The 15028-nt window shown below is 54.4% G+C and carries 15 protein-coding genes; all 15 read left to right on the forward strand.

What is annotated here, in order from left to right; translation table 11 throughout:
• Window positions 1–87: 87 nt before the first annotated feature.
• Window positions 88–603 carry a sigma-70 family RNA polymerase sigma factor gene (locus tag AC3WQH_RS21775; protein WP_005834716.1) on the forward strand — a complete coding sequence of 172 codons (516 nt, stop codon included), beginning with the start codon at window positions 88–90 and terminating at the stop codon, window positions 601–603.
• A gap of 142 nt (window positions 604–745) precedes the next feature.
• Window positions 746–1444 (forward strand): response regulator transcription factor, encoded by a 699-nt coding sequence (locus AC3WQH_RS21780; protein WP_025848635.1) that lies wholly within the window; start codon window positions 746–748, stop codon window positions 1442–1444.
• Entirely contained in the window at window positions 1441–2457 is a 1017-nt protein-coding gene (locus tag AC3WQH_RS21785) for a sensor histidine kinase (RefSeq protein ID WP_005834719.1), read from the forward strand. Before AC3WQH_RS21780 ends, AC3WQH_RS21785 begins: the two co-directional genes overlap by 4 nt.
• A 69-nt stretch (window positions 2458–2526) precedes the next feature.
• Window positions 2527–3297 (forward strand): ABC transporter ATP-binding protein, encoded by a 771-nt coding sequence (locus AC3WQH_RS21790; protein WP_005834720.1) that lies wholly within the window; start codon window positions 2527–2529, stop codon window positions 3295–3297.
• The gene (locus AC3WQH_RS21795) at window positions 3272–5161 is read left to right on the forward strand and encodes an FtsX-like permease family protein (protein ID WP_007787479.1); all 1890 of its coding nucleotides are present in this window, start codon (window positions 3272–3274) and stop codon (window positions 5159–5161) included. Before AC3WQH_RS21790 ends, AC3WQH_RS21795 begins: the two co-directional genes overlap by 26 nt.
• Before the next feature lie 81 nt (window positions 5162–5242).
• Window positions 5243–5713 carry a nucleoside deaminase gene (locus AC3WQH_RS21800; RefSeq protein ID WP_025848638.1) on the forward strand — a complete coding sequence of 157 codons (471 nt, stop codon included), beginning with the start codon at window positions 5243–5245 and terminating at the stop codon, window positions 5711–5713.
• Window positions 5714–5968: 255 nt separating this feature from the next.
• The gene (locus tag AC3WQH_RS21805; RefSeq protein ID WP_005834724.1) at window positions 5969–6445 is read left to right on the forward strand and encodes an Lrp/AsnC family transcriptional regulator; all 477 of its coding nucleotides are present in this window, start codon (window positions 5969–5971) and stop codon (window positions 6443–6445) included.
• 106 nt (window positions 6446–6551) lie between these two features.
• Entirely contained in the window at window positions 6552–8114 is a 1563-nt protein-coding gene (locus tag AC3WQH_RS21810; RefSeq protein ID WP_005834725.1) for an ABC transporter substrate-binding protein, read from the forward strand.
• A 43-nt stretch (window positions 8115–8157) separates the two neighbouring features.
• Window positions 8158–9114: an ABC transporter permease gene (locus AC3WQH_RS21815; protein ID WP_005834727.1), complete on the forward strand. Its 957-nt coding sequence runs from the start codon at window positions 8158–8160 to the stop codon at window positions 9112–9114.
• Window positions 9114–9944 (forward strand): ABC transporter permease, encoded by an 831-nt coding sequence (locus AC3WQH_RS21820; RefSeq protein WP_005834729.1) that lies wholly within the window; start codon window positions 9114–9116, stop codon window positions 9942–9944. Before AC3WQH_RS21815 ends, AC3WQH_RS21820 begins: the two co-directional genes overlap by 1 nt.
• A gap of 33 nt (window positions 9945–9977) precedes the next feature.
• Window positions 9978–10952, forward strand: a complete 975-nt coding sequence (locus AC3WQH_RS21825; RefSeq protein WP_492332244.1) for an ABC transporter ATP-binding protein — start codon at window positions 9978–9980, stop codon at window positions 10950–10952.
• Window positions 10949–11935, forward strand: coding sequence for an ABC transporter ATP-binding protein (locus tag AC3WQH_RS21830; RefSeq protein ID WP_005834733.1), 987 nt, complete (start codon window positions 10949–10951; stop codon window positions 11933–11935). The genes AC3WQH_RS21825 and AC3WQH_RS21830 overlap by 4 nt, the downstream gene beginning before the upstream one ends.
• 24 nt (window positions 11936–11959) lie before the next feature.
• A complete protein-coding gene (locus AC3WQH_RS21835; RefSeq protein ID WP_005834735.1) occupies window positions 11960–12541 on the forward strand; it encodes a chromate transporter in 582 nt (193 codons plus the stop codon).
• Window positions 12538–13068, forward strand: coding sequence for a chromate transporter (locus tag AC3WQH_RS21840; RefSeq protein ID WP_005834736.1), 531 nt, complete (start codon window positions 12538–12540; stop codon window positions 13066–13068). The genes AC3WQH_RS21835 and AC3WQH_RS21840 overlap by 4 nt, the downstream gene beginning before the upstream one ends.
• Before the next feature lie 32 nt (window positions 13069–13100).
• Complete coding sequence (ggt, locus tag AC3WQH_RS21845) at window positions 13101–14711, forward strand: gamma-glutamyltransferase (RefSeq protein WP_005834738.1); 1611 nt, start codon at window positions 13101–13103, stop codon at window positions 14709–14711.
• Window positions 14712–15028: the final 317 nt, after the last annotated feature.

Here is a 15028-nt window from a genome sequence, read left to right on the forward strand (position 1 = left end):
TTCTTGAAAGTTAACTCGATGGTTCCTGCTTCTGATCCGTCTTACAATGAGAGCAACTCATACGGATCACGAAATGGGAGATCGAACATGAATACGGCAATGCTTTATTCCAAACCGAATCAACGACAAATTTACGAGGAGTATTCCGCCAAAATATACCGCTATTTCCGCTACCGCGTGAAAAACGTCTGGGACGTGGAAGACTTGACAACGACCGTGTTTATCAAGGTGTACGCCAAGCTGGAGCAATACGACGGCCGCTATCCGTTTGGCGCCTGGATTTTTCGGATTGCGCACAATACGCTGATCGACTTTATGCGCAAAAAACGGGAATGCCCGGTTGACCAGGAAATGTTCAGCACGCTTGCGGCTGTTGACAAGCTGCCGGAGGAATGCGTTTTGACACAGGAGACGACGGAAGGGCTGTGGCAAAAGGTACACACGCTGACGAAGGACCAGCGCAACGTCATCTCTTTGCGCTATCTCGCCGATCTGCGCATGAACGAGATCGCCGAGATTTTGGGCAAGACCGAAGCGTCTGTCAAAATCCTGCATTTTCGCGGAATCAAAAAACTGCAGCAAATGATGGAAGCAAAAGCATGAGGGTGGGGACTGTTCCACCCTTTTTCTGTTGAAAAAAGCGGGAGGACAGCAACGGGCAAGAGGCTTGGCGTCATTGGCGCAGCCCAGTTTGCAAGTGGTATAGTAGGAGGAAGAGAAGACTCACGAGAGGAGGCTGTAGCGAATGTCTACGATCATGATTGTAGAAGACGACCCGAAAATCAACCAGCTTTTGCAGGAGCAACTGGAAAAATACGGATTTCATACAGTCAATGTGGAGCATTTCGACCGTGTCATGGAAGTGTTCGTGAACAAGCGGCCGGATCTGGTGCTGTTGGACGTGAACTTGCCCAAATTCGATGGCTTTTACTGGTGCAGACAGATGCGGCAGGAGTCCAACTGCCCGATTTTGTTCATCTCTGCGCGGGAGAGCAAGATGGACCAGGTGATGGCGCTGGAAAACGGAGCGGACGACTACATCACCAAGCCGTTCGATTACGATGTGGTGCTGGCGAAAATTCGCAGCCAACTTCGCCGCGCCTACGGCCAATACGCGCCGCAGGAAGGGGAGCGCACCGTGGAGGTCGCGGGGCTGAAGCTGTTTTTGGAGCGGATGGAGCTTTCCATGAACGATACGAAGATCGAGCTGAGCAAAAAAGAAGCGCTGCTGCTGGAAGCGCTGATGAACCAATACCCGCGCGTCGTCAGCCGCGAGCGGCTGCTGGAAAAGCTGTGGGACGAGCAGTTCGTCGATGAAAACACGTTGAATGTCTACATCACGCGTGTGCGCGGAAAGCTGAAGGACATCGGGCTGGAAGGCGCGGTTGAGACTGTGCGCGGCTCCGGCTACCGTCTGCGGGCAACATGGGAGGACGGACAATGAGGTTGTTCCTTCGGGATCAATGGGCATTTGCTGCCTTTTTTCTCGTTCAGCTCATTTTGTTGATTCTGATTTTTGCCATGGACGGGTACTGGAACGAATCGCTGATGATTTACGTCGTGTTTCTCTCCGTTTTTTTTGCCGGGGCGTTTTTGGTTGTCCGCTATTTGACGCACCGTCTGATTTACCAGCGATTGAGCAAGCCGGTGGAGTCGCTGGAGGAGCTGACGCAGACGTACGGCAACGCGGCTTTGTGCCGGGCGATGGATGAAAAAAGTCTGGAGCAGTATCGGCTCTACAAAGAGCAGCTTCACGCCTACGAGAACAAGCAGCGCGATTATACGACGTTTATCCAGCAATGGGTGCATCAGATGAAAACGCCGATCTCGGTCATCCACCTGTTGCTGCAAAACGAGGACGATCCGAAGTCCGAGAGCATCCGCGAAGAAGTCGACCGGATCAAGCGCGGATTGGAAACGGTGCTGTACATAGCGCGACTGGACCGTTTTGAACAGGACTTTTTGATTGAGCCAGTGTCGCTTCGCACGCTTGCGCAAAACGTGCTGGCTGAAAACAAGCGGCTGTTCATTCGCAACCAGGTGTACCCGGAGCTGAAAATCGAACAAGACTGGCGGGTGGAGTCCGACGACAAATGGCTTTCGTTTGTGCTCAACCAGCTTTTGACCAACGCCGTCCGTTATTCGGCAGGCAAAAGCAACAAGGTCACGATCCGCGCCTACGAACGCGGGTCGCATCTCGTCCTCGAGGTGCAGGACTACGGCATCGGGATTCCGGCAGAAGACATCCAGCGGGTGTTCAAGCCGTACTTCACAGGGGAAAACGGCCGCAAGTATCCGGAGTCGACCGGGATGGGGCTTTATTTGGTCAAGGAAATTTGCGGGCGGCTGCACCATGGCGTGGAAATGGAATCGAAAGTGGGAGAGGGCACGACAGTCCGCATCGTCCTGTCTGCAGTGGTGCCAACCTTACAAGAACGTAAGAATGATGAAAGTTAATTCGATAGCTGGAAAACGCGCGTCCTCGTATAGTGGATAGTGGGATGTCAGAGGAAAGGGGAAAGACGTATGGAAATGCTTGCGGTGAACAGTCTGAGCAAAATATACGGAGGCAAGATCACATACCGCGCGTTGACGGATATCGATTTTTCGATTCGCAAAGGGGAATTTGTCGGTATCATGGGCCCATCGGGCAGCGGGAAAACAACGCTATTGAACATGATTTCGACCATTGACTCCCCGACATCCGGGACTGTTCTCTTGAATGGAACGAATCCGCACTTGTTGAAAAAAGACAAGCTGGCGCTGTTCCGTCGCCGCGAACTAGGCTTTGTTTTTCAGGACTTCAATTTGCTCGATACGCTGACGATCGGGGAAAACATCGTGCTGCCGCTGACGCTGGAAAACGTGAAGGTCCAGACGATGGAGGAAAAGCTGCAAAGCGTGGCGACGAAGCTGGGAATCCAGGATATTTTGGAGAAGCGTACATACGAGGTGTCAGGCGGCCAGCGCCAAAAGACGGCCATCGCCCGCGCGATCATCCACTCCCCTTCGCTGTTGCTCGCCGATGAACCGACAGGCAATCTCGATTCCAAGTCTTCGCGGACGGTCATGGAGACGCTGGAAGCGATCAATAAAACAGACAATACGACGATGATGATGGTCACGCACGATCCGCTGGCAGCCAGCTATTGTCACCGGGTCATTTTTATCAAGGACGGACAGTTGCACAACGAAATGTATCGGGGGGAGAACCGCCAGGCGTTTTTCCAAAAGATTATTGACGCGCTGTCGTTCTTGGGAGGGAACACGTATGACCTTTCGACAATTCGCGTGTAATAATGTTTTGCGCAACAAACGCACTTATGCTGCTTTTTTCATGAGCAGCGTGTTTTCCGTCATGATCTTTTTCGTGTACGCGATGTTCATTTTTCATCCGGGAATCGTCGGCGAGGAGATTCATGAATCGGTTGCAACCGGGATGATCGTCGCCGAATACGTCATCTTTTTGTTCTCTTTCTTTTTTCTCTTCTATTGCGTCGGCGCGTTTTTGAAAAAGCGCGAGAAGGAATTCGGGATATTGTTCATGCACGGCATGACGCCGCTGCAGCGAAACCTGCTGATTTTTATGGAAAACATGCTCATCGGGATCGTCGCGATCGCTTTTGGCATCGGGCTTGGCATGGTGCTCGCCAAGCTGTTTTTCCAGTTCGCGGGCTTCCTGCTGGATGTGAAGGCGCTCGGCTTTTACCTCCCGTGGAAGGCGATCGGGCTGACAGTCGTCGCTTTTCTCATCCTGTTCGCCGCCATCTCGCTGTTCACGGTGCTGCTGCTTAGAAGCCGGAGCTTGCTGGAGCTTTTGCAGGGCAGCCGACGCCCCAAGCGGGAGCCAAGCGCGTCGATTGCGCTGTCGATTGTGGCAGTGGCGCTGCTTTGTATGAGCTATGCGCTGGCGCTGACGGCGGACGGCATATACGTGGTGGCGCTTGTGCTGCCTGTCACGGCTTTGACTGTCGTCGGGACGTATTTACTGTTCACGCAGCTTAGCGTGATCCTGATCGAGTTTTTGAAGAAGCGGCGCTTCATCTATTGGCGGCGCACGAATCTGTTGACGCTGTCTGATCTCTCCTACCGGATGAAGGATAACGCCAGAATGTTTTTTTTGGTCTGCATCGTGTCGACGGTCGCCTTTTGCGCGATCGGGACGCTGGCGGCATTGGCCGGGTCGATCCAGGAGACGGTCGTGAAAACGAATCCGTTTGCGTTCGAATACCAGACCAAGGCGGAGAATGCCGCCAAGGACGCGCATTTGCGGCTGATTGAAAACAGCTTGCAGCAAGGAGGCTTTTCCTTCGAAAAGTACCAGGTGTCGATGCGGGTGCTTCCGGAGCAGGTGAATGACGAGACGGTCGGGGTGGTCAAGCTGTCCGACTACAACCGTTTTGCGATGGCGGCGAACTCGCGCGAGCTGCAAATGGCCGACAACGAAGTGTTTATCCTGCTCAGATGGTTCGGCGATGCGGTTGAGGAGCAGACGTTAAAGGTCGGCGGGCAGGAGCTTGTGGTCAAAACGGACACGAAAATGAATCCATTGATTCACGGCATCGAGTTTGCACGGCTGGCGGTCGTGCCGAACAAAGTGTACGATCAGCTTCGCGACTTGCGGGAGGAGCAGCGCTTTGCCTACGATGTTCCGCGCTGGAAGGACACCCAGGAGATCAGTCTCAAGCTGGGAGAGGAAATCCAGCATTACACGGACATCTACTCGTTTTCGGCGCGCGCGCCCGTCTATCACCAGATGAAGCAGATGGCGAACACGGGGCTGTTTGTCGGGCTGTTCGTCGGCGTGCTGTTTTTCGTAGCGGCGGCGAGCTTCCTGTACTTCCGTTTGTACACCGATCTGGAAAACGACAAAAGGCATTACGGAGCGATCGCGAAAATCGGACTGACGGACGCCGAGCTGACGAGAATCGTGACGACCCAGATTGCGCTGTTGTTTTTCGTGCCGATACTGGTGGCGATCATCCACAGCATGGTGGCGTTCGTGTCGCTGCAAAGCTTGCTGAAAATCTTGCTCGTCGCATCCGTCGCCAAGCCGACAGCGATCGTGCTGTGCAGCTTTGTCATCGTGCAGGCGGTCTACTTCTGGATTATCCGCAATCGGTATTTGTTCCATTTGAAGCGCTCGATGAACCGGATATGAAGGGCGTTTCGCTTTGTTTCGCTAATGCCAGCAGGCAAACTGGCATAGGATAAGGGAAGAGATGCGCGAGGAGGGAAAGGGATGGATCAGGATACGTGGATGGGGCAAGCCGTCAGCATTGCGCTGGACAATGTGAAGGAGAGCCACGGCGGGCCTTTTGGCGCGATTATCGTCAAAGACGGGCAAATCGTCGGACGGGGCCGCAATGAAGTGACAGCGATTAACGATCCGACCGCACATGCGGAGGTGCAGGCGATTCGCGAGGCGTGCCGCAAGCTGGGCACTTTTCAGTTGAGCGATTGCGAGCTGTACACGAGCTGCGAGCCGTGCCCGATGTGTTTGGGAGCGATTTACTGGGCGCGGCCGCGAGCCGTCTACTACGCCTGCACGAAAGAAGACGCAGCAAGCGTCGGATTCGACGACCATTTTATTTACGAGCAAATCATGCTGCCGCACGAAGAACGCAGCATTCCTTTCCGGCAAATCGAGCTGGAAAATCGTCAGAGCCCGTTTGTAGCCTGGTCGCAAGCGGAGAAGCGAATCGAATATTGAAACGCCGTTGTTAGCTATACAGCCGCTTCATTTAATGGAGCGGCTGTTTTTTTGTTTATATAGATCAAAAATATGATAAAGAAAAATAAAAAAATGAAAATGCTTTCAAAAAGAAACTTTCTGAAAAATGCTTGCATCAGGTCGTGATTCGTATTATATTAACAACAATCGTTACGTAATTCGACTAAGATATTAAAATAACAACCGCAAATAGGTTTATTTTCCAATAAACAAGACGAATAAAGGAGTGTTTATATGGAGGAGAAATTCCGCCGTTCCCTGTATCCGGAGCTTGACGATACGGACTACGGGATTATCCGGGCGCTGCAGCAAAATGCACGCTTGCCTTTTACCCAGATTGCCAAAGACCTCGGGGTAACCGAAAAAACGATTCGCATGCGCGTTCAGCAGTTGCAGGATGAAGGAACGCTGAGTCTCGTCGGCATCGTCAATCCGGTCAAGGCTGGCTTGCACGTCCAGGCGATCATCCAGATAGCTGTCGAGGCGGAAAAGCTCGACGAAGTCGTCGCCGCGTTGAATGAGATCGTGGAAATCCGATTGATTGTGTTGACCTCCGGCGACTATCAGTTGTTCACGCAAGTATTGGTCAGAAGCTACGAAGAATTATCGGAATTTTTGATGAAAAAGCTCTACAAAGTGCCGGGCATCGTGCGGACAAACGTCATCAACGAGCTGAAAATCTTGAAATCCAAATACAACTTCGTCCGCTAAGGCGAAGCGAAAACCTCGGAAGGGGGAATGCCATCGGACGAATGAGCCGTTGGGATTGTCGTTTCATTGCTTAGAGCCAACAAAAAAAGAGAAAAGGGGTCATTCTATGTTTTCGACCAAGATGAGCAAAGCAATGCTCAGTGCCGTGCTGGGGACGGTTTTACTGGTAACAGGATGTGGAGGAGGAAGCGGGACAGGAACTGCCGATAGCGGAAGCACAGCGACGGCGCCTGCCACTGGCAAAAAAGTCATCAACATCGGGCTGAAGGCAGATCCGCCTTCGATGGACCCGAGCATCTCCACTTCTCTCTACGATCGCCAAGTTTACGCGAGCCTTTACGACAAGCTGTTTGACATCGACGCAGAGGGCAAGATCGTCCCGATGCTGGCTGAATCGTACGAGGTTACGCCAGATGGCAAAACCTACACAATGAAGCTCAAGCAAGGCGTGAAGTTCCACGATGGCACCGAGTTTGACGCCGAGGCAGTCAAATTCAACTTCGACCGCAACATTTCCGGGGAGAAGTCCCGCCGCAAAGGCGAGTTGAAGTTCGTTGAGTCTGTGACGGTCGTCGATAAAAATACTGTCAAAATCCAGTTGAAAGAGCCGTTTGCTCCGTTCCTGTCCGTATTGACAGACCGCGCGGGGATCATGGTTTCGCCAAAAGCGGTTCAGGAGCACGGCGATCAATACTTGAACCATCCAGTAGGGACAGGCCCGTTCACTTTTGTTGAACAGGTAAAAGGCGACCACGTGACGCTGAAGAAAAACGAAAACTACTGGAACGGCGAGGTAAAAGTAGACGAAGTGAACTACAAAGTGTTCACGAACGGTACAGCCAAGGTGCAAAACTTGCGCTCCGGCACGCTGGACATCATCGACGATACGCCTGTGAAGGAAATTCCGGTTGTAAAAGGCGATACCAACCTGCAACTGATATCCGAATCCGGCATGGGCTACCAAGGGTTTTACGTGAACAACTCCCGCCCGCCGTTTGACAACAAGTACTTGCGTCAAGCTGTCGACCGCGCGATTGACCGGGAAGCGGTAGTAAAAGTGCTGTTCAACGGCTATGCGGCACCTGCGCGTACCGCGTTTGCGAAAGGCAGTCTGGCGTACAACGAGCAGTTGAACACGCCGGTGCCGCCTAACGCGGCTGAGATCAAGGACTTGCTGGCGAAGGGCGGCAAGCCGAACGGTTTTGACTTTAAGTTGTACATCACGACTTCTCCGGAAAACGAACAGCTTGGCGCTGTGCTGCAAAGCATGCTGAAGCAGTACAACATCAACGCGACGCTGGAGAAGCTGGAATACGGCCAACTGATTGAAACAGGCGAAAAAGGCGAATTCGATGCCCTGCAACTGGGCTGGTCCGGTCGTCAGGACCCTGACCAAAACTTGCATGACTTCGTAGTCACTGGCACTTCCAACAACGACGGCCGCATCTCTATTCCGAAGCTGGACGAGCTGGTTGTGGCGGCGCGCGGGGAAATGGACGAAGCGAAGCGGAAGGCGCTGTACGAGGAAGCGACCAAGCTCTTGCAGGAAGAAGCGGGCTATGTGTACCTGTACCATCAATATGTTTTGATCGGCATGAACAAAAAAGTAACAGGCTTCACCTACGTACCGGACGGGTTGATCCGTACCGCCACATTGGACAAGCAATAAGGCAAGTCACACACTATAACGGCAAGAGCAAGGAGGAATTGTCATGATGTTCGTGGTCAGGCGTCTACTGCTGACAATCCCGATTCTCCTGCTGGTGTCCATTATGACTTTCTCTTTGATCCACTTGATCCCGGGCGATCCTGCCCGGGTCATTTTAGGACAGGAAGCGACACCGGAAGCCTATCAGGCACTACGAACAGAGCTGGGGTTGGACCAGCCGATCGTGGTGCAATATTTTTCCTGGCTGGGAAAAGTGCTGCAGGGCGATTTGGGAATCTCGATTACGGACCGGGTGCCGGTCTCTCAATTAATTATGCAAAGGCTGCCCGCAACGGTGGAGCTTACGATCGGAACGTTTCTCGTGGCGATCCTGATTGCTTTTCCTGCGGGAATCCTGGCGGCTGTGCGCCGCGGGACGTGGATTGACTACACGAGCACCTTTACTGCGCTGGGCGGGATGAGCATCCCGAGCTTCTGGCTGGCTATGATGATGATTATCTTTTTTGCAGTGAACAACCAATGGCTTCCCGCATCCGGCTACGTGCCGTTTCTGGAAGATCCGAAGCAAAATTTGCTGGCGATGGTTCTCCCCTGTTTGGCGACCGGCCTTCGGGAGTCTGCGGTGCTGATGAGAATGCTGCGTTCTTCCTTGCTCGATGTGGTCAGCATGGACTTCATTCGGACGGCGAAGGCAAAAGGCTTGAATGAAGCGCGCACGATTTTGGGCCATGCGCTGCGCAATGCGATGGTGCCAGTCGTGACAACCTCCGGGCTGATGATCGCGGGCCTTTTGGGCGGTCTGGTCATTACCGAGTCGATCTTCTCGATTCCCGGCTTCGGCCGTCTGATTGTCGAGTCGGTCTTCAAGCGCGACTACGTGACGGTACAGGGAGCGATCCTTGTTTCGGCGGTGCTGGTCGTCTTGGTCAACCTGGCTGTCGATATGTTGTATGCGGTCATTGATCCGCGCATCAAAGCTGGGAAAGGAGCGGGTGAGTGATGAAAACCGCGCGCAAATTCCTGCGAAATGGTCTTGGCGTCATCGGAGCGGTCATTATCCTTGCGTTGATTGTGATAGCGATTTTCGCGCCGCAGATCGCTCCTTTTGACCCGAATGCACAAGATTACAACAAAGTGATGATGCCGCCAGACGGCGAGCATTTGTTTGGCACAGACGACCTCGGTCGGGATATTTTCTCCCGCGTCGTCTACGGAGCGCGAATCTCTATCCAGGCTGCTCTCATTTCGGTAGGAATCGCCATGCTGATTGGCGTGCCGATCGGGTTGTTGTCCGGATATTACCGCGGCTTTTGGGATGAGTGGGTGGTCATGCGCAGCGTCGATGCGATGCAAGCCTTTCCGTTTTTGATTTTGGCGCTGGCGATCTCGGCCGTGCTCGGTTCCGGCTTCGGCAACGCGATGCTGGCGATCGGGATCGGTTTCGCTCCTGCCTTCATCCGGATTACTCGCGGTCAGGTTCTTTCTTTGCGCAACATGGAATATATTCAAGCGGCGCGTTCGGTTGGCGTGAAGGATGCCCGCATCATTTTCCGCCATATTTTGCCCAATGCGCTCAACCCGATCGTGATTCAGGCGACACTTGCGATGGCCTCCGGCATTATCGCGGAAGCTTCGCTCTCCTATCTGGGGCTGGGCGTGCAGCCGCCGACGCCATCGTGGGGAAGCATGCTGAACCAGGCGCAGACGCTGATGTCTGTCGCGCCGTATGCGACGTTTTATCCGGGGATTGCCATCTTTTTAGTCGTGCTGGGCTTCAACTTGCTGGGGGATGGATTGCAGCAGGTACTCGACCCGCGCGCGCGCAAATAATCAATGCCCTACGCAGGGAAAGGAGTGGAGCAGATGACGACCATCTTGGAAGTGGAGCAGCTAAGAACTCGGTTTCGCACGGACAGCGGTGTCGTCAGCGTTGTTGACGGCGTCGACTTCTCCATCCGTGCTGGTGAAACACTCGGCGTCGTAGGCGAATCGGGCTGTGGAAAGAGCGTCACCAGCCTGTCGATCATGCGGCTTTTGCCGCCAAACGGAAGCACAGGCGGCACGATTCGCTTCCAGGGGAAAAACGTGCTGGAGCTGTCGGAAAAAGAAATGCAAGGGATGCGCGGTAACGAGATCGCGATGATTTTTCAGGAGCCGATGACTTCGCTCAATCCGCTGCACACGGTAGGCAGACAAATTGAGGAAGCCGTCATGCTGCACCGCAAAGTCTCCAAGGCAGAAGCAAAAGAGCGGGCGATTGCGATGCTCAAGGCCGTCGGGATGCCGCGCGCAGAAGAAATCTACGGGGAGTTCCCCCATCAACTGTCCGGCGGTATGCGGCAGCGGGTGATGATCGCCATGGCGATGTCGTGCGACCCGAAGCTGATTATCGCCGACGAGCCGACAACGGCGCTAGATGTGACGATTCAGGCGCAGATTCTCGACCTGATGCGCGATCTGAAGGAAAAGACAGGGACCTCGATCATGCTGATTACGCACGATCTGGGGGTAGTAGCCGAGATGTGCGACCGCGTCATCGTCATGTACGCTGGGCAGGTTGTCGAGGAAACCGATGTGGATACACTGTTTGAAAGTCCCAAGCATCCGTACACGATCGGCCTGATGAACTCCATCCCGGAGCTGGACGAGGAGCGCGAATATTTGGAGACGATTCCGGGCGCAGTTCCTCTGCCGCACCAAATGCCGACGGGCTGCCGTTTTGCCCCGCGCTGCTCCAAGGCGCTGCCGATCTGCCAGGAAAAGCCGCCTGAATTGATCCAACTGGACGGACAAAAATGCCGTTGCTGGCTGTACGCAGAGGAGGGAGAGCGGCAATGACAACACCTCTATTGGAAGTAAAAGGGCTGCAGCAGCATTTTCCGATCAAAGGCGGCTTCCTGAAGCGGACGGTCGGCCATGTAAAAGCGGTCGATGGCATTGACCTGACTGTCTACCCCGGCGAGACGCTCGGGATCGTGGGGGAGTCCGGCTGCGGGAAATCGACGACGGGCCGGACGATTTTGCGGCTTTTGGAGCCGACAGCAGGAGAAGTCTGGTTCGATGGCAAAGATTTAGCAAAATTGCCCAAAGAAGAAATGCGCCGGATGCGCAAGGACCTGCAAATGATTTTTCAGGACCCGTATGCTTCGCTGAACCCGCGGATGACGATCAGGCAGATTTTGCTGGAATCGCTCATGGTGCACGACATCGGAACCAAGGAAGAGCGGGAGCGCGTCATTGAAGAAATCATTCAGATTGTCGGCCTGCGAAAAGAGCACCTGAACCGCCATCCGCACGACTTTTCCGGCGGACAGCGGCAGCGCATCGGGATTGCCCGCGCGCTCGTGGTCAAGCCGAAGCTGATTATTGCGGATGAGCCGGTATCTGCTCTGGACGTGTCGATTCAGTCGCAGGTGCTGAATCTGCTGAAAGATTTGAAAAAGGAATTCAATCTGACCTTGATGTTCATCTCGCATGACTTGTCGGTCGTCAAGCATTTGTGCGACCGGATTGCGGTGATGTATTTGGGCCGTGTAGTAGAAATTGCCGATAAAAGGACGCTGTTCGACAACCCGAGCCACCCGTACACGCGGGCGCTGCTCTCGGCTGTCCCTGTGGCGAAACCGCGGCAAAAGCGCGAACGGATTTTGTTGACCGGAGATTTGCCGAGTCCGGCCAATCCGCCAAGCGGCTGCACGTTTCACCCGCGCTGCCCGTATGCGACGGAGGTTTGCAAATCGCAGGTGCCAAGTCTGGCAGATATCGGTGGAGGCCAGCTTGTCTCCTGTCATCTGGTGCATTCGGGTGAGCTGCTCCGCTAAGGCAAGGATGGAGGTACGAACAACATGGTTTACTGGCATTTGTTTCTCGCCTTTTTCCGCATCGGGATATTTGGTTTCGGGGGAGGACCTACGATGGTTCCCCTTTTTTATACCGAGTGCGTGAAAAAGTACAAGTGGGTGACGGACGAGGATTTTTCCGACAACCTGGCGCTCGCCAATGCCTTGCCTGGGCCGATTGCGACCAAGCTGGCTGCTTTTATCGGCTATCGGGTCAAAGGCTGGATGGGGGCACTGGTAGCGAACGTCGCGGTAGTCATGCCGATCGTTCTCGTCATGATCGGCTTGCTGCAAGTGATTTATCAATGGAAGGACGCGCCCGGCGTCTACGGCATGATCCAGGCGATCGGCCCGGTGATTGCGGTCATGACAGGCGTGCTGACGTGGGAGTTTCTCGCCAAGGGCTGGAAAGGCGCGTCGAGCAAAACGGGAGTGAGCATTTCGCTTGGCCTGTCGCTCGTAGCGCTGCTCTTTCTTGACTGGCATCCTGGCATTGTAGTAGGCATTGCGCTGCTCGTTTCCTTTGCCTACTCCACCTGGTCTGTCCGCAAACGCAAGAAAAAGGACGGCAAGGAGGGAGCGGCATGATTTATTTACAGTTGTTCTGGGCCTTTTTCATCTCGAACATTTTGGGGTACGGAGGAGGGCCGCCGAGCATCCCGCTCATTCAAAACGAGGTCGTCGATCATTACCAATGGATGTCCATGAAAGAATTCGGGGAAGTGCTGGCAGTGGGCAATGCGCTGCCGAGCCCGATTGCGACCAAGCTGGCCGGCTACATCGGCTATCAGGTGGCAGGGGTGCCGGGAGCGACAGTTGCTTTGCTGGCGACAGTTGCGCCTACGGCGATTGCGATGATTCTGCTGCTCCAATTCATCAACTTGTTCCGCAATGCTCCGCAGGTAAAAGCCATGACACAATCGGTTCGCCCGGTCGTGACGGTCCTGCTCGGAACGATGACCTATCAGTTTTTGCTCGGAGCAGTCGAAGGGATCGGATGGATTCAGACAGGCATTTTGACCGTCGCATCGTATCTGCTGCTGGAGACATGGAAAGTGCATCCGGCCTTCGTAATAGTAGCGGCGATGGCGTATGGGTTCATTTTTATCGGGTAGCAACGCCAACCAGATACAAGGAGGCCTCAATCATGGTAAACTACGACGCAATGGAATACCCGTATGCATCGAAACGTGTCACGACATTTGCCAAAAACGGCATGGTAGCGACCTCGCAGCCGCTCGCGGCGCAGGCAGGTCTCGATATTTTGAAAAAGGGCGGCAATGCAGTGGACGCGGCAATCGCGACTGCTGCGTGCCTGACGGTGGTCGAGCCGACCTCCAACGGAATTGGCGGCGATGCGTTCGCGCTCGTCTGGATCAAAGACGAGCTGCACGGACTGAACGCCAGCGGACCAGCTCCGCAAGCGATCTCTATCGAGGCGTTGAAAACAAAAGGACTGGAAGAAATGCCGACTTACGGCTGGACACCTGTGACGGTGCCGGGCGCTCCGGCTGCCTGGGCGGCTCTGTCCAAGCGCTTTGGCCGCCTGCCGCTGACAGAGGTTTTGCAGCCGGCCATCGACTACGCGGAAAACGGCTATCCGCTTTCGCCGACGCTGGCCCATTACTGGAACGCGGCGTATAAAAAGTTCTCGCAGCTTTGCAAAGGCGAAGAGTTTGCCCATTGGTTCTCCACTTTTGCGCCAGAAGGCAAGGTGCCAAAAGCGGGAGACATCTGGAAGTCGCCGGGGCACGCGGCTACGCTGCGGCAGATTGCGGAGACGAACGGGGAGAGCTTCTACCGCGGCGAGCTGGCGGAAAAAATCGACGCCTTTTCCCGCGAGTGCGGCGGCTATTTGCGCAAAGAGGACTTGGCCGCTTATGAGCCGGAGTGGGTGCAGCCGATAAGCGTCAACTACCGTGGCTACGACGTGTGGGAAATCCCGCCGAACGGCCAGGGCATGATCGGCCTGATGGCGCTGAACATTTTGAAGGGCTATGACTTTGCGGCAAAAGACACAACCGACACGTATCACAAGCAGATCGAAGCGATGAAGCTGGCTTTTGCCGACGGTTTGAAATACATCACGGAAGCAAGCAAGATGAAGGTCGCGGTAAAAGACTTGCTGTCGGAGGAATACGCCGCCGAGCGCCGCGCCTTGATCGGCGACGAGGCTTTGACGCCGGAGCCGGGCCAGCCGAAGTCGAGTGGCACAGTTTACTTGGCAACAGCGGACGGCGAGGGCAACATGGTGTCCTTCATCCAGAGCAACTACATGGGCTTTGGCTCAGGAGTAGTCGTGCCGGAAACAGGAATCGCCCTGCAAAATCGCGGACACAACTTTTCGCTCGACCCGAATCACGACAACTGCCTGGAGCCGGGCAAAAGAACGTTCCATACGATTATCCCGGGCTTTTTGACCAAAGACGGAAAAGCGGTGGGGCCGTTCGGCGTCATGGGCGGCTTCATGCAGCCGCAGGGCCATGTGCAGGTGGTCATGAACACGATCGACTTCCACCTCAATCCGCAAGCGGCGCTGGACGCACCGCGCTGGCAGTGGATGGAAGGCAAAACGGTGGAGTTGGAGCGGCACTTCCCGGAGCATCTGGCGCAGGCGCTGGAGCGCAAAGGGCACACGATCAAGTGGGCGCAGCTCGGCAATTACTTTGGCCGAGGCCAAATTATTTGGCGGGATGAAAACGGCGTCTTGAGCGGCGGGACGGATATGCGCACGGATAGTAGTATTGCGGCGTGGTAAAGAGTACAAAAATTTGCGAAAGCATAATGCTGAAGCCTGGCTTCGGCATTATGCTTTCGTTTTGTCGTAGTAAGCAAATTTAGGGGCTGTCATGATGTAACGGCATTTTTGGACTCACGTTGACAATTGCGCGGAGCTGCTAACGCTTTAGCTCTCTCTGTGCTTGTTTGTTTTACCGTTGTAGCCGCTTTGCTTCACTTTTTCATCTATTCGATAATAGTATTTGGTTTCTTTTTCATCCGACGGATTGTCAAGCCAAGTGCGACACTGCCTCCATGAATGATTCGTAGGCGGTCTTCCAACCCAAACACTTTCTT

The sequence above is a fragment of the Brevibacillus sp. FW301-21C12A genome, assembly GCF_058788915.1.

What these genes read in the sequence shown, in the direction of transcription:
- AC3WQH_RS21775 (WP_005834716.1), top strand. Translation starts at nt 88, where the DNA reads ATGAATACGGCAATGCTTTATTCCAAACCGAATCAACGACAAATTTAC.
- AC3WQH_RS21780 (WP_025848635.1), top strand. Translation starts at nt 746, where the DNA reads ATGTCTACGATCATGATTGTAGAAGACGACCCGAAAATCAACCAGCTT.
- AC3WQH_RS21785 (WP_005834719.1), top strand. Translation starts at nt 1,441, where the DNA reads ATGAGGTTGTTCCTTCGGGATCAATGGGCATTTGCTGCCTTTTTTCTC.
- AC3WQH_RS21790 (WP_005834720.1), top strand. Translation starts at nt 2,527, where the DNA reads ATGGAAATGCTTGCGGTGAACAGTCTGAGCAAAATATACGGAGGCAAG.
- AC3WQH_RS21795 (WP_007787479.1), top strand. Translation starts at nt 3,272, where the DNA reads ATGACCTTTCGACAATTCGCGTGTAATAATGTTTTGCGCAACAAACGC.
- AC3WQH_RS21800 (WP_025848638.1), top strand. Translation starts at nt 5,243, where the DNA reads ATGGATCAGGATACGTGGATGGGGCAAGCCGTCAGCATTGCGCTGGAC.
- AC3WQH_RS21805 (WP_005834724.1), top strand. Translation starts at nt 5,969, where the DNA reads ATGGAGGAGAAATTCCGCCGTTCCCTGTATCCGGAGCTTGACGATACG.
- AC3WQH_RS21810 (WP_005834725.1), top strand. Translation starts at nt 6,552, where the DNA reads ATGTTTTCGACCAAGATGAGCAAAGCAATGCTCAGTGCCGTGCTGGGG.
- AC3WQH_RS21815 (WP_005834727.1), top strand. Translation starts at nt 8,158, where the DNA reads ATGATGTTCGTGGTCAGGCGTCTACTGCTGACAATCCCGATTCTCCTG.
- AC3WQH_RS21820 (WP_005834729.1), top strand. Translation starts at nt 9,114, where the DNA reads ATGAAAACCGCGCGCAAATTCCTGCGAAATGGTCTTGGCGTCATCGGA.
- AC3WQH_RS21825 (WP_492332244.1), top strand. Translation starts at nt 9,978, where the DNA reads ATGACGACCATCTTGGAAGTGGAGCAGCTAAGAACTCGGTTTCGCACG.
- AC3WQH_RS21830 (WP_005834733.1), top strand. Translation starts at nt 10,949, where the DNA reads ATGACAACACCTCTATTGGAAGTAAAAGGGCTGCAGCAGCATTTTCCG.
- AC3WQH_RS21835 (WP_005834735.1), top strand. Translation starts at nt 11,960, where the DNA reads ATGGTTTACTGGCATTTGTTTCTCGCCTTTTTCCGCATCGGGATATTT.
- AC3WQH_RS21840 (WP_005834736.1), top strand. Translation starts at nt 12,538, where the DNA reads ATGATTTATTTACAGTTGTTCTGGGCCTTTTTCATCTCGAACATTTTG.
- ggt (WP_005834738.1), top strand. Translation starts at nt 13,101, where the DNA reads ATGGTAAACTACGACGCAATGGAATACCCGTATGCATCGAAACGTGTC.